Below are 16,925 nucleotides of genomic sequence, written 5' to 3'. Positions count from 1 at the left end.
CGCCTGACGTGATACGGCAGGGGGCCGTGATGGTCGAGGACCTCGTGATTGCGGCAGTGGTGGCAGGGTCGGCCGGTGCGGTGTACGCCATGGCGGCGGCCCGGGTGATCAAGCAGTACGAGCGCGGCGTGGTGCTGCGGCTGGGGCGGCTGCGGGAACGCATCCGCCAGCCCGGCCTGACCATGATCGTTCCGGGTGTGGACCGGCTGCGCAAGGTGAACATGCAGATCGTGACGATGCCCGTGCCCGCGCAGGAGGGCATCACGCGCGACAACGTGACCGTGCGGGTCGACGCCGTCGTCTACTTCAAGGTCGTGGACCCCGCCGAGGCCGTCATCCAGGTCGAGGACTACCGGTTCGCGGTCTCGCAGATGGCCCAGACCTCGCTGCGGTCGATCATCGGCAAGAGCGACCTGGACGACCTGCTCTCCAACCGGGAGAAGCTCAACCAGGGGCTGGAGCTGATGCTCGACAGCCCGGCCGTCGGCTGGGGCGTGCACATCGACCGGGTGGAGATCAAGGACGTCTCGCTGCCCGAGACCATGAAGCGCTCGATGTCCCGGCAGGCGGAGGCCGAGCGCGAGCGCCGGGCCCGGGTCATCAACGCCGACGCCGAGCTGCTGGCCTCCAAGAAGCTGGCCGAGGCCGCCCGCACCATGGCCGACCAGCCCTCGGCGCTCCAGCTGCGGCTGCTCCAGACGATCGTGGCGGTCGCCGCCGAGAAGAACTCGACGCTCGTGCTGCCCTTCCCGGTCGAGCTGCTGCGCTTCCTGGAGCGGGCCGGACACGGGGAGGGGGAGGGCGAAGGCGGACGCGGGCGCGACACCGCTGCCGGTACGGCGCGCGGGGCGCCGGAGGTGCCGCCGGCCGAGCACATCGAGCTGGAGCCGGCGGACGGGAAGGATGCGACGGACCGGACGGGTACGGCGGACGCGGCGGATGTGCCGAATGCGCCGGATGCCACGGATGGTACGGACGAGGCGGCCGCGCCCGGCTGGGCGGAGGCGCTCGGCCGGGCCGGGAGGTCCGTGGCGGGCCTGGAGCTGCCGGACGCACCGGAATCCGGCACGGGGCGGACGGGTATCGGACACCCCTGACGCCGCCGGGGCCCCGCGGGTGGGTCACCGGTACGGCTGAGCGGCGCAGGAGGGTGAACCTCCGGTGTGTCTGAGGTGATCGTTCCCCCTGGCGTCGTGGAATGAGTACGTGAGCGGCATGAGTGGGCCTCGCGCCACCCGGCGCGGGGCCCATTCCTGTCCGCTCCCCGTCCGCCGGCGCCGCCCTGCGCACACCCCCCGCGCATGGCGCGTGACCAGGGCGTACGCAGGGCGATGCGCGCGACCGGAAGTCGCCCTTGTGCACTCCCCGGCCCGATCGGGACACTCGACGGACAACTTGGCATGGACGCGACCTCCAAGCGGGGGTGCGGCTGTGTCGTTCGTCCTCCGGGCCCGGCGGCGTGGTACGCCCCGGGCCCAACCCCCCACTGGAGGTGCCGAGTTGAAGATCAGCCGGTTGTCCGTGCGCGCTGTCGCGGCGGGTGCGGCCGTCGCCGCGCTCGCCGGCCTCGGTCTCGCCCCGCGCGACGTGGCGCGGGCCGCCCCCGCCGGCGCGGTCGCCGTCCCCGCCACCCCCGCCGCCGCGGCGCTCGCGGGCTCGCTCCTCGCCCGGCTCGGCCGGTCCGCCGCGGGTTCGTACGTCGACGAGCGGACCGGCCGGCTCGTGGTCAATGTGTTCGGTACCGACGCCGGAGCCGTCGGCGCCGCCGAGGAGGCCGTGCGCGCGGCGGGCGCGCAGCCCCGGCGCGTACGCCTGTCGCAGGCGCGGCTGGACGAGGCCCGGCAGACCCTCGACGAGCGCGCGGCCATCCCCGGCACGGCCTGGGTGACCGATCCCAGAGCCAACCGGGTCGTGGTGACCGCCGACCCCACCGTCACGGGCGCGAAGCTGGCGCAGCTCAACCGGGTGACCTCCGGCCTCGGCGAGGCGGTGGAGGTCCGGCGGGCCTCCACCGTGCTGCGCCGTTTCCTCGCGGGCGGCGACGCGATCTGGGGGAGCAGCGCCCGCTGCTCGCTCGGCTTCAACGTCACCAAGGCCGCGGCGAACACCGGCGGCAAGGGTTCCCCGAAGGACGCGCCCAAGGGCGGTGCGGCGCCCAAGGGTGGGAAGGGCGGCGGCGGTACGGCCGGGCAGCCGCAGGGTGCGTACTTCGTGACCGCCGGGCACTGCGGCAAGGCCGAGCAGAGCTGGTCCGCCACGCGCGGCGGACCGCAGATCGGCACGACCACCTCGGCGACCTTCCCCGGCCACGACTACGCCCTCGTCCAGTACACCGCCGACGTCCCCCACCCCAGCGCGGTGACCACGGGCGGCGGCACCCAGCCGATCGCGCGGGCCGGGCAGGCCGCGGTGGGCCAGGCGGTGTCGCGCAGCGGCTCGACCACCGGCGTGCACACCGGCACGGTCACCGGCCTGAACGCCACCGTGAACTACCAGGAGGGCCGGGTCACCGGGCTGATCGAGACCAATGTCTGCGCCGAGCCCGGCGACAGCGGCGGGCCGCTGTACGCGGGCGACACCGGGCTGGGCCTGACCTCCGGCGGCAGCGGCGACTGCACGCTCGGCGGGAAGACGTACTTCCAGCCGCTGCCGGAGGTCCTCCAGGCGTACGGCGTGCGCGTGGGCTGACGCCCGCCCGGCGCCGGGCGCCCGCCGCCGGCGGTTCCGGCGCCCCCATGGACGCGGCCCCCGGACACACCTCCACGGTGTCCGGGGGCCGCACAGCCCGTCGGGTCCGACGCGATCGCCCCGGTGGGGCGGCCGGGTCAGAACTCGAAGACCACGCCCTTGCCCGCCTTGGCCTCGCAGGGGTTGGCGAAGGTGTGCGAGAAGCTGACCCGCTTGCCCTCCCAGACGCCCTCGGCGGTCACCACGGACGGGTTCCACTCGCGGGTGCAGAACGTCTCCGACCTCGTCTTGACGACCTTGGCGAAGTCACCGTCGCTCAGCCGGAGTTCGGCGCATGCACCGCTCGTGTTCGGGTGGGTCCCGGCGGGCCGGGGCGTACAGGTGAGCGTCACCGCGCGCTGGACGCCCGCGGTCGCCCTCGACTCGCCCTGGCCGACGGTCAGTACCAGCGCTGAGGGCGCGTACAGACTCTGCGTCTGCGCTGCGGGCACCGGTGCGGGCGTCGGGGCCGCGGCGCTCGCCGACGTCCCGGCGCCCAGCAGGCCGCCCAGCGCGAGGGCGGTCCCCAGCGCGATCCCCCCAGTCATGTACCGCATTCCGAACACTCCCTTGCTCGTGGCTGCAGATAACGGACGGAAGTCTGGCTCAAGTTGGGCATGAACGCACTTCGAACGAACACTTTCAGTCGCCATGTGAAAGCGGTGCGTAGCACGTGCGGATGGCTGATTCGTGTGCGGCGGCCGGGGCGGGACCGGCCTGCCCGGGCGGAGCGGTTTCCGTGGTCTGTCAGGTGTGTCCCGGTGTGGGCGGGATTCATGTTTCAGGGATGTTGACCAGGTGGAATCCCTTATTTTCATGGATGAAATATCCAGGGAACCTGCGAAAAGATGATTTGCGGCGATCGAAACCATTGGATCTAATGATCCATACGCCGGGCTGTGGGGCGGCCCCGGACCGGCCGAAAAGTGGCGTGCCCGCACTCCGGGCGGCGGCCGGTCCTGCGCAGGGGTGTCGCAGCAATGGCCGAAGACCGCTCAGACCGACCATTCGGTCTGCCGTCACGGCGTGGGGGCGCCGCCCGCGGAGGGGGCGGGCGGCGCCCAGGCGTGCGCCGGTCAGGCCGCCGCCGTACGCCTGCCGCGCCGGGCCGCGCACACCAGCGCCACCGCCGTACCGGCCGCGGCCCATGCCGCCAGCACCAGCAGCGGTCCGAGGACGGCCTCGCCGCCGAAGTACGCGATCGAGCGCGCCGTCCACGTACCGGCCCCCGGCGGCAGCGCCGGCCCGATCGCCCGCCAGAACGGCGGCAGCAGCGGATACGGGTACGCGCCGCCCGCGCTCGGGTTGCCCAGCACCACCACGATGCCGATCGCCAGGCCGATGCCCACGATGCCCGCCAGCCCCTGGAGGGCCAGCGTCGTGGCCCCGACCGCGAACACCACCAGCGCGCCCAGCCCCCACAGGCCGAGGACGCTGCCCGGCAGCGCGTCCAGCACCGGCCCCGCGATGAGGGCGCCCAGCAGCCCCGCCACCACCGCGTACACCGCGAGCGCGGCCAGCCGGATCACCGCCCGGTGCACGTTGGCCGGGCGCGCCCCGGCGCTGATGGCGAGGATCGCCGCGCACAGGTAGCCGCCCACGCACCACCCCACCACCAGGTAGAAGGAGGTCAGCCCCCGGGCGTCGCCCGCGGCCGCCGGGGCGGTGTCCACCACCCGCACCTCGCGGCCCTGGGCCTTCTCGGCGCGGGTCAGCACCGTCTCGGTGGCCTGCGCCAGCGAGGCCCCGCTGCCGCTCGCGACGAGCAGGGTGTCCTTCGTGCCGCGCGGGTCGACGACCAGGGCCGCGTCGATGTCCCGGGCGTGGAGCTGCCGCCGGGCCTCCGCCTCGTCGGGGAGCCGCCGCGGGTCGAGGGGGTCGCCGGGCAGCGCGCCCAGCCGCTCGGTCACCTGCGCGGCGACCTGGGCGGGGGCGACGACGCCCAGGGCGACGTCGCTCGGTTTCGGTTTGTGGAAGGCCCCGACGTACGAGGCGATGAAGGCGAGCTGGAGCAGCAGCGCGCCGATCACCAGGACGGCGGCGCGGCCCGTCACCGCGTCCCGCACCTCGTCGGTGAAGCGCGTGGTGCCGCGGGGTGTGTCGACCATGTCACTCCTTCGGGGGCGCTCGGAGATGGCTCGTGATCCGGAGTTCCGTCTGCCGCGGATTCCACGCGTCCGCCTTCCGAAGCCTGCGACGCCCTGTGGCGTGGCACACCGCCACAGGGCCGTTCGGGTGAGTCCCGGCGGGGGCGGAGGTGGGTCGCGTGATCGTATTCGTACGGACGTTCGAGAAGTGGTTTATGGTGGAGCCGTAAGGGGTGGTTTTCGGCCAGCAGCCGGAGGTGGGCGAGGCGCGAGGCAAGGAGGTGCGATGACGGGCTTCACGCATCTGCGCACCGCATCGGGCTTCTCGATGCGGTACGGCGCCTCGCACCCCGAACAGCTGGCGCAGCGCGCCGCCGAGCGCGGCATGGCCGCCGTCGCCCTCACCGACCGGGACAGCCTCGCCGGCACGGTCCGGTTCGCCCGCGCCGCCGCGGACGCCGGGGTGCGCCCGCTGTTCGGCGTCGACCTGGCCGTCCGCGAGCCCCGCCCGGCACCGGGCGGCACGCCCGGCGGCACGCCCGGCGGCACCTGCAAGAGCGCGTACGACGGCGCGGCCCGGCGGCGCGCGCCCGCCCGCGGCGGTGCCTTCGTCGACGAGTCCGCCCCCCGCGCGGTCTTCCTCGCCCGCGACGGCGCCCACGGCTGGGCCGCCCTGTGCGGCCTCGTCACCGCCGCCCACGCGCGCGGCGAGGAGCGCCCCGCCCTGGACCGCACCGACCTCGCCGCCGCCGTCGCGGCCGGCGTCCGCGCCCCCCTCACCGTGCTGCTCGGCCCCGACTCCGAGGTCGGCCGCGCCCTGGCCGCCGGCCGGCCCGACCGGGCCGCCGACCTGCTCGCACCCTGGCGCGAAATGTTCGGTGACCAGCTGCGGCTGGAGGCCGTCTGGCACGGCCGCACCGGCACCGGACCCGGCTCGCTGCGCCTCGCCGCCCGCACCGTCGGCTTCGCCGCCGACCAGGGCGTACCGGCCGTGCTCAGCAACGCCGTGCGCTACGCCGACCCCGGCAGCGGCCCCGTCGCCGACGTCCTCGACGCCGCCCGCCTCCTCGTCCCCGTCGACCGGCGCCGCCCCGAGGCGCTCGACAGCGGCGAACGCTGGCTGAAGGACCCCGCCGCCATGGCCGCCGCCGCCCGGCGCATCGCCGAGGCCGCGGGCGGCGGCCCCGCCGAGGCCCGCCGGCTGCTGGCCGCGACCGAGGACACCGCCGCCGCCTGCGTCGTCGACCCCCGGCACCACATCGGCCTGGGCTCGGTCCACTTCCCCGAACCGCACCTGGTCGGCGCCGGACACCGCACCGCCGCCCGCGTGCTGCGCTCCCGCTGCGCCGCCGCCATGGTGCTGCGCCACCACGACCACGACCGCCGCTACTGGGACCGGCTCGAGGACGAGCTGCGCATCATCGAACAGCGCGGCTTCCCCTCCTACTTCCTCACCGTCGCCCAGGTCGTCGACGACACCCGCGCGCTGGGCATCCGCGTCACCGCCCGCGGCTCCGGCGCCGGCTCCCTCGTCAACCACCTGCTCGGCATCGCCCACGCCGACCCCGTCGAGCAGGGGCTGCTCATGGAGCGGTTCCTCTCCGCGCGCCGCGCCGGCCTGCCCGACATCGACATCGACGTCGAGTCCGCCCGCCGCCTGGAGGTCTACCGCGCCGTCTTCGACCGCTTCGGCGAGGACCGCGTCGCCACCGTCTCCATGCCCGAGACCTACCGCGTCCGGCACGCCGTGCGCGCCGTGGGCGCCGCCCTCGGCATGGACCCCGCCGAGGTCGACCGGCTCGCCAAGGCGTTCCCGCACATCCGGGCCCGCGACGCCCGCGCCGCCCTGGCCGAACTGCCCGAACTGCGCGCCGTCGCCACCGGCCCGCACGGGCCGGACCGCGACCGCCGGCTGTGGGAGCTGGTCGAGGCGCTCGACGCCCTGCCACGCGGCATCGCCATGCACCCCTGCGGGGTGCTGCTCTCCGACGCCGGGCTGCGGGCCCGTACACCCATCGTGCCCACCAGCGGCGAGGGCTTCGCCATGTCGCAGTTCGACAAGGACGACGTGGAGGAGCTCGGGCTGCTCAAGCTCGACGTGCTGGGCGTGCGGATGCAGTCCGCGATGGCGCACGCCGTGGCCGAGATCCAGCGGGTCACGGGGGAGCGGCTGGACCTCGACGACCCCGCGCAGGTGCCGCCGGGCGACAAGAGGACGTACGACCTCATCCGCTCCACCGAGACGCTGGGCTGCTTCCAGATCGAGTCGCCGGGCCAGCGCGACCTCGTGGGCCGGCTCCAGCCGGCCACCTTCCACGACCTCGTCGTCGACATCTCGCTGTTCCGGCCCGGACCCGTCGCCGCCGACATGGTCCGCCCCTTCATCGCCGCCCGGCACGGCCGCGCCCCCGTCCGCTACCCCCACCCCGACCTGGCGGAGACGCTGGCCGAGACGTACGGCGTGGTCGTCTTCCACGAGCAGGTCATCGAGATCCTGCGCATCATGACCGGCTGCGACCGGGGCGAGGCCGACGAGACGCGCCGCGCCCTCTCCGACCCGGGCAAGGTGGCCGGCATCCGTACGCGGTTCGAGCAGGCGGCGCGGCGGCGCGGCTACGCGCCCGACGTCGTCCGCCGCACCTGGGAGATCGTCGAGGCGTTCGGCTCGTACGGCTTCTGCAAGGCCCACGCCGTGGCGTTCGCCGTGCCCACGTACCAGTCGGCCTGGCTGAAGGCGCACTACCCGGCCGCCTTCTACGCCGGGCTGCTCACCCACGACCCGGGCATGTACCCCAAGCGGCTGCTGCTGGCGGACGCGCGGCGGCGCGGGGTGCCGGTGCTGCCGCTCGACGTGAACCGCTCGCAGTGCGCCTATACGGTCGAACTGGTGTCCGAGGGTGTGGACGCGGGACGGTACGGCATCCGCATGGCGCTCACCGACGTCCAGGGCATCGGCGAGACCGAGGCCCGCCGCATCGCGGCCGGCCGCCCCTACACCTCCCTCCTCGACCTGTGGCGGCGCGCCCGCCCCCGCCGGCCCGTCGCCGAACGCCTCGCGCGGGTCGGCGCGCTGGACGCGTTCGGCACCAACCGCCGCGACCTGCTGCTGCACATCGCCGAACTGCACCGCACCCAGCGCGAACCCGCCGCCCAGCCCACCCTCGTCGACAGCGCCCACGTCGAACCCGTCGGCCTGCCCGACCTCGACCCCGCCGAACGCCTCGGCGCCGAGCTCGACGTCCTCGGCATGGACACCTCCCGCCACCTGATGGCGGACCACCACGCCTTCCTGAACGAACTGGGCGTCACCCCCGCACGCCGCCTCGCCGACGCCCGGCACGGCGAGACCGTCCTCGTCGCCGGCGCCAAGGCCGCGACCCAGACCCCGCCCATCCGCTCGGGCAAGCGCGTCATCTTCACCACCCTCGACGACGGCACGGGCCTGGTCGACTGCGCCTTCTTCGACGACTCCCACCCCGCCTGCGCCGGCACCGTCTTCCACTCCTGGCTGCTGCTCGTGCGCGGCGTGGTGCAGCGGCGCGGCCCGCGCAGCCTGAGCGTGGTCGGCGCGGCGGCCTGGGACCTGTCCGCACTGCTGCGGGTACGGAAGGAAGGCGGCCTGGCGGCGGTGGCCGAACGACTGGCGGAGCCTTCGGGCGGGCCGGCGGTTGCTTCTGCCGGTTCTGGCCGCCGTATCGAACTGTCCACCGGCTACACCATGCACCCCTGGGCCGACCTCAAGCCCGCCGGCGAGGGCGCGGCCACCGGCCGCAAACTGTGGCACGCCAGCCCCGGGAGCGCAGGATGACCCGGCCGGCCCTCTCCCTGGTACCGCCCCCTCCGGCCGGGGCGGGGGTGCTCTACGTCCACTTCCACCCCGTGAGCGGGGCCGTCCTGGACGAGGAGACGTACGACGGCCTGCTCGGCATGCTCGCCGAGGTGACGCCCGTCGTGCAGCCCCTGCCGCCGGACGCCGCACTGCTGGACGTACGCGGCGCCGTACGGTACTTCGGGTACCCGCCCGCCGGACTCGCCGCGCTGCTACGGGTCCGGGTCCTCGCCCGGTGCGGCGTCGACTGCACCGTCGGCATCGGCGCCAACCCGCTGCTGGCCCGCATGGCCGCGGAGGACGGCCCGCCCCGCGCCGTACGCGAACTGCCCGACGACCCGGAGACGGTGGCCGCGTTCCTCGCCCGGAAACCGGTCGCCGCGCTCCACGGCGTCGGCCCCGCCACGGCCCGTACGCTGTGCGCCTACGGGCTCGACACCGTCGGCCGCGTGGCCGCGGCGCCCGTCGGCACGCTTCAGCGCATCCTCGGCGCGTCCGCCGGCCGGCGCCTCCACGAGCGGGCGCGCGGCATCGACCCCACGCCCGTCGCCCCGGACGCGCGCGCCCGCTCGGTGGGCGCCGAACACCGCTTCGCCGGCGACGAACTCGACCCCGACGTGCGGCGCCACGCCCTGCTCGCACTCGCCGACGGGCTCGGCGCCCGGCTGCGCGAGAGCGGCCAGGCCGCACGCGGCCTGAAGCTCACCGTCCGCTACGCCGACGGCTCCACCAGCACGCGCTCCCGCACGTTCCCGGAACCCACGGCCCACACCCCCGAACTGACCGCGGCCGCGTACGCGTTGCACGCGTCCCTCGCACTGCAACGGGCGCGCGTACGGGCGGTGGCGCTGCGCGCGGAGGGCCTGTGCGACGCCGGGTCGGCGGCGCACCAGCTGTCGTTCGACCCGGCGGACGAGAAGGCCCGGCGGGTGGAGGAGGCCGTCGACCGGGCGCGGGCGAAGTTCGGCGCGGGGGCGGTGCGGCCGGCGGCGACGCTGTGGGTGGCGTGAGGCACCTGTCCGCCAACCTGCCGAAATTTCTGCAATTTCTGCGGAATTGCTTGACGAAAACAAGTACCTGCTTCCAGTCTTACCCGCAAGTAAGTTCGTTCACGCGTTCGTAACACACCCTTTCCTGCCTGCAGTTCCTCCTGCCCGCATGCCTGTCTGCCTGCATGCCTGCCTGCCGAAAAAGGAGCCCCCCGCATGCGCCGTCACAGATCCCGCAGACCCTTCGCCTTCGTCAGAACCCTGCTGGCGACCGTTGCACTCACCGCGGCGGCCGTCGCCGTTCCCCTGGAATCGGCGACGGTCGCCGCTGCTGCGTCCCCCACGGTCACCAGCGGCTGGAACGACTTCCGCTGCAAGCCGTCGGCGGCGCACCCCCGCCCGGTCGTCCTGGTGCACGGCACCCTGGAGAACTCGTTCACCAACTGGTGGGCCTTCGCCCCCTACCTGGTCAACCGCGGCTTCTGCGTCTACTCGTTCGACTACGGCAAGCTGCCGGGCATCCCGACGTTCCACGGCCTGGGCCCGATCGAGGACTCGGCGGCGCAGCTGTCCCGGGACGTGGACCGCGTGCTGGCGTCGACGGGGGCGTCGAAGGTCGACATCGTGGGCCACTCGCAGGGCGGCATGATGCCGCGCTACTACCTGAAGTTCCTCGGCGGCGCCCCCAAGGTGAACGCGCTGGTCGGCCTGGCGCCGACGAACCACGGGACGACGCTCTCGGGCCTGACCCGCCTCCTGGACGTGGTCCCCGGCGCGCGCGACGTCATCAGCGCCAAGGCCCCCGGCCTGACACAGCAGGTGGCCGGCTCGCCGTTCATGAACCGCCTCAACGAGGGCGGCGACACGGTCCCCGGCGTGCGCTACACGGTCGTCATGACGAAGTACGACGAGGTGGCGACCCCGTACACCACGGGCTTCCTGTCGGGCCCCAACGTCCGGAACGTGGTGCTCCAGGACCTGTGCGGCATCGACCTCTCGGAACACCTGGCGGCCGGCACGATCGACCGCCTGGCGTTCCAGGAGACGCTGAACACGCTGGACCCGGACCACGCGAAGCCCGCGACGTGCGCGTCGATGGTGAGCTGACCGCCCGCTGCGTCCGCTAGGCGTGAGCCGCGCGCAGGTGCACCCCCATTTCGGTGATCCAGCGCGCGGCTCCTTCCGTGTCCCCGGCACGCCGGGCGTTGTGGTACGAGGTCCTGATGTGCCGGCACTCCCCGCACTGCGGCCCCGGCCCGGCGTGCGACACGAGATCCTCCCCCCGCGCGTACCACTCGGTCCCACCGCCGAGGGGCCGCAACTGATAGCGGGACCACCGGTGGTCCATGACCTCGCCGGCACGACAGGCGGCGGTGTCCCAGACGAGGTCGCCGGGGGCGAATTCGGAGGACTGTTCAGGGGTAAGGGGCATGGCGGAGGAGAACCTTTGCTTGGCCGTCGCTCACTCACACGAGCGGTGTTCACTGTCTGCGCACTGAGGGTCGCGTTCCGCGCCTAGGGTCGGGAAGGGCCAGGGGCACGCCAACGCGTCAGGGGTGAACGGGAGATGGCGGACGAACCGAAGAGCGGAGCCGCGCTGCTCGGCGACGAGGTACGCGCATGGCGCAAGGGCAAAGGCCTGAGCCAGCGGGAACTCGGCGACGCCGCGCATTACGGCCAGCAGTACGTGGCGAAGGTGGAGGCGGGCGAACGACTCGCGAGCGAGACGTTCGTGACGGCGTGCGACGCGGTTTTCGGGACGCCGGGGTCGTTCGCGCGGTTGCGGCGGAGGATCGTGCAGGGGGCGTTCTCGGACTGGTTCGAGCCGTTCGTCAAGCTGGAGAAGAGGGCGACCACGATCTACGACTACAGCGTCGGCTTCATCTGGGGCCTGCTGCAGACGGAGAGCTACGCGGAGGCGATCTTCCGCAAGGCTCACCCGTGCGACGACCCGGACGTGACAGCTGCCAAGGTCGCCAAGCGGCTCGAGCGCCGGGAAGTGCTGAGGGCGGAGAACCCTCCGCTGTTGTGGAGTGTCATGGACGAGTCGTGTCTACGCCGCAGGGTCGGCAGCGCGCGCGTCATGGCGGAGCAGCTGGCGCACCTGCTAGAGGTGTGCAGCCCGCCGTCCACTGTCACGCTGCAAATCCTCCCGTTCGCATCAGGCACGCCGGCGTGGTACATCCCTTTCACGCTGATGCGGTTCGGCCCTGACGAGGACGACGTTCTGTACCAGGAGGACATGGGCGTCGGTCAGCTCGTCGATTCCGCCGACATGCTCGCCGACGCGAGGACGTTCTTCGACCGGCTGCGTGCCGACGCCCTGTCGCCGGAGGCATCGTTGACGATGATCCGCGAGGTGATGGAGGAATGGAAAGCATGAGCGTCGCACGATGGCGTAAGTCCCGTCACAGCTCCGGCACCGGAGGCAATTGCGTCGAGGTCGCCGACAACATACCCCGCACCGTCCCCATCCGGGACAGCAAACGCCCCGGCACCCACATCACGGTCCCGCCCACCGCATGGGCGGCGTTCACGACTGCACTGCGCCGAGCGCAGTTGCATACATGAGCATCAGTACTCGCGCTTGAGATCAACCCCCGGCGGCGCCTTGAAGCATGCAGAGACAAGCATGACCCAGATGCCGGAATCACCCTTCCCGGAAGCAGTGTTCCGATCCTTGGAACTGTCGATCAGTTTGATGTTGGCCGAGAAACGTTCCTGAGTGAGATCGGCGAGGATGTGGGGAGTCCGTGCTTTCGACCCGTCGGGGCCGTCTTCGGTGATCTTCCAGCCGTGTTTCGGAAGGCGGGCCTTGAGGTTTTCAAAGCCGCGAGAGAGCTCCTCCATGGAAACGCCGTAAACGGACCAGCTGTGGCGCACAATGAACAGGCTTTTAGGGTCTTCCGGGCAGGTGGATACTCCCGGTCCCGTGGGGGTTGTCTGGCCGTTGCGCATGGATATCAGGTCGAAAATCTGGCTCGATATTTCTTTTGTCTTCTGCCTGGCCTGGTCGGGGCTCATCTCGACCGGGTCGTAGCCAAGTGAATTCACCTTCGAGCATCCTGTTCCGGTCAGGGAGAGAGTGAGAGTGAGGCCGAGAGTGATGGTGAAGAATCTGCGCGTAGCCTTCAACTTGCCGTACACCTATTCTTCCACCACCCGGTCGTACATGCCGGCGACGACTACGGCTTGATTCTGCAGGCTGAGTGAATCTGGCGTCCAATACTTGGAGTGGCCGCTCGTGTCCACCTTCATCCGGTGGCCTCCGAATTCCTTGTCCGAGGGGACCACGTGCTTGTAGCTGATTCGGCCGTCCTCGTCCGGGCCGATTCTTTTGGGTTCGCCCAGGCCTGCGATCTTTCCTCCGAGGGGCACATCGTCGTCGCTTGCCGCCTCGGACCAGACGTGGTCCTTCCCCACGTCCAACTTGCCGGCATCGTTGACCAGCACGCCGGGGCTGCCTGCAACGATGATGTCATCGGCAGCCAGCTTGCCCTTGAGGGAGGCGTCCCCGACGGTGGTGCTGCCGTAGCTGTGTCCAATGATGGTGGTATGGCTCTTGTCCGCACCGCCCTGCACTGTTTGCAGCCCGTCGAGAAAGTCGTTGAGTTTGGGGGCGCCGGCGTGGGCGTAGCTCTTGTTCATGGCTTGAGGGACGATGCTTTGAGGGGCGTCGTATCCGATCCATGTGATCGTTGACGCCTCCGGACTTCCCGGCAGGGCATGGACGGCTCGCCACAAGTCGGTCATTCGTTTGACATCTCCCTCTGCCCCTGCGAGCTTCGAGTAGGTGCCCGGGACGTATACCGCGGTGTTTGTCGCCGTGTCGGGGTTCCCGTTGGCGACGATGGCGTGACCGTTCCCCTTGGTGTCGAACCCGAGCAGGTACGCCTCGGGTAGACCATCGGTGCCGGTGGGCTGGGCCAGTCTGGCTTCGATGGCCTTAATTCCCTCAAGTTTTTCCTTTATTCGATCCCTTTCCTCCCTCCATGAATTCCACTCGGGTCTGACTCTCCACTCACCTCGCGTACGCCGCTCATACTCTTCATCGGGTTTTCGCTCAATCCAGTCGTCGAGCTGCTGTTTCGTTTCGGCATGTCCTTCGGCCAGGACAACCCGGTTGGCGGCATCGCGCACCGAGGAGGGCAGGCCGTCCAGTGCACCGATGCGCTCGGGGTAGAGGGCCAGGTACTCGTCCTTCTCCGCCTGGCTCCGGCGTTCCCACCACTCGGCGTTCTCCTTGGCGGACTTGCCCTTCGGTATCCCCGCTTCCGAGAAGTGCTTGCCTGCTGCGGCGCGCAGGTCCTTCATGTCCTGGGCCACGTCGAGCCAGTCGGTCTTGTCCAGGCTGGGATCGGCCTTGAGCTTGGCCAGGACCTTGGCGTAGCGCCCGTCGATCTCGGCTGCTTCCTGGAGGGCAGTGCCGATGCGGTCGGCTATGCCTTGCGCCTTGTCCTGGTTGCCACTCGGTTTGAGGAGCGAGGGCTTGCCCGGGACGGCTGGAGTGGGCAGAAGGGGAGCCGGCGTTGAGGGGTCCCTCGGATAGTCCACGGAACCGTCCTTCCGCACCGTGAACTTGAGGGCTTCCGCATCCTCGAGCGCATGCTTCAGCTTCTGCTGCGGGCCTGCCAATTCCTCGGCCAGGCCCGAAAGAGCAGTGCGGATCATGCCGCACTCGGCGTGTATGTACTGGTAGTTCCTGCTGAGCCTTGCCAGTCTCGACAGGACGGAGGTGGCCGCCTTTCCCTTCTGTGTGGCGGCCAGCGTGCCCAGCACACTGTCGACGCGCCTCTTGGCTTCGCCGGCCCTGTTGCTTGCGGCGCTCCAGCTGTCGGCAGCCGTCGTGAACTTGGTGGTATCCAGGTTCTTCAGGTCTTCGATGCTCACCACGACGGGTCAGCGCCCCTTGGAGTAATCGTCGATCTTTGACTTGGTCGAATCGAACGACTCCTTCACCGAGGTGTCGTTCTCCCCAAAATCGACCCCTGCTTTCTTCAGTGCGCCGCTGAGTTGTTCGCACTCGGCGCGTACCGCGCTGAGGCGGGTTTCCCAGGTGGTCAGGATGCTGGTCAATGTCGTGGCGCTGACGAACCCCGAAGTCCCGGATTTCATCCCGTCGTGTGCGTGGCCCAGGTCTCCGACGGCGGTGTTCATGCCCTCGCGGAGCTCGCTCGCAACCCCGCTCGCGGTGGTCCAGGGATGAGCGCTGGCCTTGTGTGTGTCGTTGTCCGCACCAGCGGGCCCTGCCGAAGCCAGCAGCAGGTGTGACGCAGTGACGGATGGCTCCTGGGTTGGCATGCGCGTCATTATTCCTCGGCAGATTGAGGACGGGTCAGGAGTGAGAGATCACGTGAGCGAGAACACAAGCAGCGCCAAGGTGTCTCTGGGTGCTCCGCCAACGGCTGGTGACGGGGTGGGTCACTGGGTGAACACTCCGCAGACACCCCACTGTCAACGTCTCCGTGCCCGACCGGCTGGGTGCCGACGCCCTGTCGCCGGAGGCATCGTTGACGATGATCCGCGAGGTGATGGAGGAATGGAAGGCATGAGCGTCGCACGAGCACGCGCCGTTCCGTCGGGCGCACGATGGCGTAAGTCCCGTCACAGCTCCGGCACCGGCGGTCAATGTGTAGAGGTCGCCGACAACATACCCGGCACCGTCCCCATCCGGGACAGCAAACGCCCCGCCACCCACATCACGGTCCCGCCCACCGCATGGGCGGCGTTCACCTCTGCGCTGCGAGCGACCGGCAAGCCGTGAGCCTGCGCTACGAAGTCGTCCTCAGCTGCTTTCTCCGCGAGGAGACCCCCGAAACGGTGCTGGCCACGTTGCGCCGGCACCTGGGGCTGGACGAGTCGCCCCCGGCGGCGCCGGACGACGCGTACCCCTTGCTGGAACCGGACCCGGACAGCCGCCTGCCGGGCGGAGACGCAGCGACCCTGCGCTTCCAGCCGGAAGCACACGCGTGGGGGTTGTTCAGCCGCAACCAGTGGCTGGACGACGACCTGGGGGAACTGGCGACCGTCCTGGACCTGATCGCACCGCACGTCGCGGAGCCCGGCTACGGCGGGTATGTCCGCGAAGACGGGGACGCCCGGGGAACGGCGATCACCTTCCGGGACGGGACGTACGGACTGCTGGGACACGAGCCCGGCGGGTCGGCCGCATGAGCCGCGAGGCCCTGGAATCCGCGCCTGCCGGGGACGGCACCGTAACTGCCGGCGAGGCACGGGCCGCGCTGGGCGAACCGCCACAGCGGTACACGAGTCGCAGAGGGTCGCGAGGCTCTGGCCGGCGCCGGTGCACGGGATCACTGGCGGTCGCAGTGGTGGGCGGAGATCATTCCGGCATGACATCGCAGACGATCAACGCAGCGGCATCGGGAACCTGGAGCCTGGGTGACCTGACGGTCAACCGGATCGGGTTCGGAGCGATGCGCCTTCCGCAGACGGGCGAGGCGCTCGTTGCCGACGCCGTGCCGCGCGACCGTGCGGAGGCGATCGGGGTGTTGCGCCGGGCGGTCGAGCTCGGGGTGAACCACATCGACACGGCCGCGTTCTACTTCTCCCCGTTGCGTTCGGCGAACGAGCTGATCAGCCGGGCGCTGGCGCCCTACCCCGAAGACCTGGTGATCGCGACGAAGGTCGGGCCGTCGCGCGATGCGTCCGGTGAGTGGCTGCCCCATGCGACGGCCGGGCAGTTGCGCGGGCAGGTGGAGGAGAACCTGCGGCAGCTCGGCCGGGACCACCTGGACGTGGTGAACCTGCGGGTCGTGGGGACGGGTTCGATCGCCGAGCGCTTCGGTGCGCTGGCCGGACTGCGGGAGGCGGGACTGATCCGCCACCTGGGCATCTCCAACGTCACGCCCGCGCACCTGGCGGAGGCTCAGGCGATCGCGCCGGTGGTGTGCGTGCAGAACATGTACGGCCTCGGGGTGCGACCGGAGCAGGACGCGTTCGTCCGATCCTGCGGGGAGCAGGGCGTGGCGTTCGTACCGTTCTACGCGATTGCCGCTGGGGGGCGCGAGGCGGGGGCGGGGGAGGGCGACCACCCGGAGGTGATGACGGTGGCGCGCGCCCATGGGGCGACCCCGGCCCAGGTGAGAATCGCCTGGACCCTGCACCGGGGCCCGCACGTCCTGCCCATCCCCGGCACCGGCAAACCCACCCACCTGGAGAGCAACGTGGCTGCCGGGGCCCTGCGGCTCTCGGAGCCCGAACTCGCGCTGCTGGAGGCGCTCCACCGGCGCTGAGAAGGGGCTGTCCTCCCCGCCTGGGAAAATGATCGGG

General features: G+C 71.4%; 16 protein-coding genes. 10 read left to right on the top strand and 6 right to left on the bottom strand.

All coding sequences use genetic code 11. The features are described 5' to 3' along the window. Nucleotides 1–29: 29 nt before the first annotated feature. Both IE305_RS11400 and IE305_RS11395 read left to right on the top strand, forming a co-directional pair. Nucleotides 30–1,097 carry a slipin family protein gene (locus IE305_RS11400; protein ID WP_229890815.1) on the top strand — a complete coding sequence of 356 codons (1,068 nt, stop codon included), beginning with the start codon at nucleotides 30–32 and terminating at the stop codon, nucleotides 1,095–1,097. Nucleotides 1,098–1,515: 418 nt separating this feature from the next. Then, nucleotides 1,516–2,688 carry a S1 family peptidase gene (locus tag IE305_RS11395; protein ID WP_229890814.1) on the top strand — a complete coding sequence of 391 codons (1,173 nt, stop codon included), beginning with the start codon at nucleotides 1,516–1,518 and terminating at the stop codon, nucleotides 2,686–2,688. 137 nt (nucleotides 2,689–2,825) lie between these two features. On the opposite strand, the gene IE305_RS11390 is transcribed toward IE305_RS11395, so the two are convergent. Together IE305_RS11390 and IE305_RS11385 are read right to left on the bottom strand one after the other, a co-directional pair. Continuing rightward, complete coding sequence (locus IE305_RS11390; protein WP_190129384.1) at nucleotides 2,826–3,284, bottom strand: subtilase-type protease inhibitor; 459 nt, start codon at nucleotides 3,282–3,284, stop codon at nucleotides 2,826–2,828. Between the two features lie 519 nt (nucleotides 3,285–3,803). Further along, nucleotides 3,804–4,835: a YhgE/Pip domain-containing protein gene (locus tag IE305_RS11385; RefSeq protein ID WP_190129383.1), complete on the bottom strand. Its 1,032-nt coding sequence runs from the start codon at nucleotides 4,833–4,835 to the stop codon at nucleotides 3,804–3,806. Between the two features lie 265 nt (nucleotides 4,836–5,100). On the opposite strand from IE305_RS11385, the gene IE305_RS11380 reads away from it, so the two are divergent. The 3 genes from IE305_RS11380 to IE305_RS11370 all read left to right on the top strand — a co-directional run bounded on the left by IE305_RS11380 (nucleotide 5,101) and on the right by IE305_RS11370 (nucleotide 10,739). After that, nucleotides 5,101–8,622 (top strand): DNA polymerase III subunit alpha, encoded by a 3,522-nt coding sequence (locus tag IE305_RS11380; protein WP_190129382.1) that lies wholly within the window; start codon nucleotides 5,101–5,103, stop codon nucleotides 8,620–8,622. Next, a complete protein-coding gene (locus IE305_RS11375; RefSeq protein WP_190129381.1) occupies nucleotides 8,619–9,653 on the top strand; it encodes a DNA polymerase Y family protein in 1,035 nt (344 codons plus the stop codon). Before IE305_RS11380 ends, IE305_RS11375 begins: the two co-directional genes overlap by 4 nt. Before the next feature lie 195 nt (nucleotides 9,654–9,848). Then, nucleotides 9,849–10,739 (top strand): esterase/lipase family protein, encoded by an 891-nt coding sequence (locus IE305_RS11370; RefSeq protein ID WP_190129380.1) that lies wholly within the window; start codon nucleotides 9,849–9,851, stop codon nucleotides 10,737–10,739. A gap of 16 nt (nucleotides 10,740–10,755) precedes the next feature. Here IE305_RS11370 and IE305_RS11365 read toward each other — a convergent pair whose 3' ends face one another. Next, entirely contained in the window at nucleotides 10,756–11,064 is a 309-nt protein-coding gene (locus tag IE305_RS11365) for a hypothetical protein (protein WP_190129379.1), read from the bottom strand. A gap of 135 nt (nucleotides 11,065–11,199) precedes the next feature. On the opposite strand from IE305_RS11365, the gene IE305_RS11360 reads away from it, so the two are divergent. Then, entirely contained in the window at nucleotides 11,200–12,015 is an 816-nt protein-coding gene (locus IE305_RS11360) for a helix-turn-helix domain-containing protein (protein ID WP_190129378.1), read from the top strand. Continuing rightward, entirely contained in the window at nucleotides 12,003–12,203 is a 201-nt protein-coding gene (locus IE305_RS11355) for a DUF397 domain-containing protein (RefSeq protein WP_190129377.1), read from the top strand. Before IE305_RS11360 ends, IE305_RS11355 begins: the two co-directional genes overlap by 13 nt. Before the next feature lie 3 nt (nucleotides 12,204–12,206). On the opposite strand, the gene IE305_RS11350 is transcribed toward IE305_RS11355, so the two are convergent. From IE305_RS11350 to IE305_RS11340, 3 genes are read right to left on the bottom strand one after another with little or no spacing between them, the layout of a single operon-like run. Further along, nucleotides 12,207–12,779, bottom strand: coding sequence for a hypothetical protein (locus IE305_RS11350; RefSeq protein WP_190129376.1), 573 nt, complete (start codon nucleotides 12,777–12,779; stop codon nucleotides 12,207–12,209). Then, nucleotides 12,780–14,525 carry an alpha/beta hydrolase gene (locus IE305_RS11345; protein WP_190129375.1) on the bottom strand — a complete coding sequence of 582 codons (1,746 nt, stop codon included), beginning with the start codon at nucleotides 14,523–14,525 and terminating at the stop codon, nucleotides 12,780–12,782. Nucleotides 14,526–14,531: 6 nt separating this feature from the next. Next, nucleotides 14,532–14,933, bottom strand: coding sequence for a hypothetical protein (locus tag IE305_RS11340; RefSeq protein WP_190129374.1), 402 nt, complete (start codon nucleotides 14,931–14,933; stop codon nucleotides 14,532–14,534). Between IE305_RS11340 and IE305_RS33675 the strand changes: the two genes are divergently transcribed. The 3 genes from IE305_RS33675 (at nucleotide 14,932) to IE305_RS11325 (ending at nucleotide 16,888) form a co-directional block, all read left to right on the top strand. Beyond that, nucleotides 14,932–15,396, top strand: a complete 465-nt coding sequence (locus IE305_RS33675; RefSeq protein ID WP_308440243.1) for a DUF397 domain-containing protein — start codon at nucleotides 14,932–14,934, stop codon at nucleotides 15,394–15,396. The genes IE305_RS11340 and IE305_RS33675 overlap by 2 nt on opposite strands. Further along, a complete protein-coding gene (locus IE305_RS11330) occupies nucleotides 15,393–15,806 on the top strand; it encodes a hypothetical protein (protein ID WP_190129372.1) in 414 nt (137 codons plus the stop codon). Before IE305_RS33675 ends, IE305_RS11330 begins: the two co-directional genes overlap by 4 nt. A 179-nt stretch (nucleotides 15,807–15,985) precedes the next feature. After that, nucleotides 15,986–16,888, top strand: coding sequence for an aldo/keto reductase (locus tag IE305_RS11325; protein WP_190129371.1), 903 nt, complete (start codon nucleotides 15,986–15,988; stop codon nucleotides 16,886–16,888). The last annotated feature ends 37 nt before the right edge of the window (nucleotides 16,889–16,925 follow it).

This window comes from Streptomyces mashuensis (assembly GCF_014654785.1).
Classification (GTDB): Bacteria; Actinomycetota; Actinomycetes; order Streptomycetales; family Streptomycetaceae; genus Streptomyces; species Streptomyces mashuensis.
This window is presented reverse-complemented; position numbering and strand designations above follow the sequence as displayed.

What these genes read in the sequence shown, in the direction of transcription:
- IE305_RS11370 (WP_190129380.1), top strand. Translation starts at nt 9,849, where the DNA reads ATGCGCCGTCACAGATCCCGCAGACCCTTCGCCTTCGTCAGAACCCTG.
- IE305_RS11360 (WP_190129378.1), top strand. Translation starts at nt 11,200, where the DNA reads ATGGCGGACGAACCGAAGAGCGGAGCCGCGCTGCTCGGCGACGAGGTA.
- IE305_RS11400 (WP_229890815.1), top strand. Translation starts at nt 30, where the DNA reads ATGGTCGAGGACCTCGTGATTGCGGCAGTGGTGGCAGGGTCGGCCGGT.
- IE305_RS33675 (WP_308440243.1), top strand. Translation starts at nt 14,932, where the DNA reads ATGCGCGTCATTATTCCTCGGCAGATTGAGGACGGGTCAGGAGTGAGA.
- IE305_RS11365 (WP_190129379.1), bottom strand. Translation starts at nt 11,064, where the DNA reads ATGCCCCTTACCCCTGAACAGTCCTCCGAATTCGCCCCCGGCGACCTC.
- IE305_RS11355 (WP_190129377.1), top strand. Translation starts at nt 12,003, where the DNA reads ATGGAAAGCATGAGCGTCGCACGATGGCGTAAGTCCCGTCACAGCTCC.
- IE305_RS11340 (WP_190129374.1), bottom strand. Translation starts at nt 14,933, where the DNA reads ATGCCAACCCAGGAGCCATCCGTCACTGCGTCACACCTGCTGCTGGCT.
- IE305_RS11390 (WP_190129384.1), bottom strand. Translation starts at nt 3,284, where the DNA reads ATGCGGTACATGACTGGGGGGATCGCGCTGGGGACCGCCCTCGCGCTG.
- IE305_RS11380 (WP_190129382.1), top strand. Translation starts at nt 5,101, where the DNA reads ATGACGGGCTTCACGCATCTGCGCACCGCATCGGGCTTCTCGATGCGG.
- IE305_RS11385 (WP_190129383.1), bottom strand. Translation starts at nt 4,835, where the DNA reads ATGGTCGACACACCCCGCGGCACCACGCGCTTCACCGACGAGGTGCGG.
- IE305_RS11325 (WP_190129371.1), top strand. Translation starts at nt 15,986, where the DNA reads ATGACATCGCAGACGATCAACGCAGCGGCATCGGGAACCTGGAGCCTG.
- IE305_RS11375 (WP_190129381.1), top strand. Translation starts at nt 8,619, where the DNA reads ATGACCCGGCCGGCCCTCTCCCTGGTACCGCCCCCTCCGGCCGGGGCG.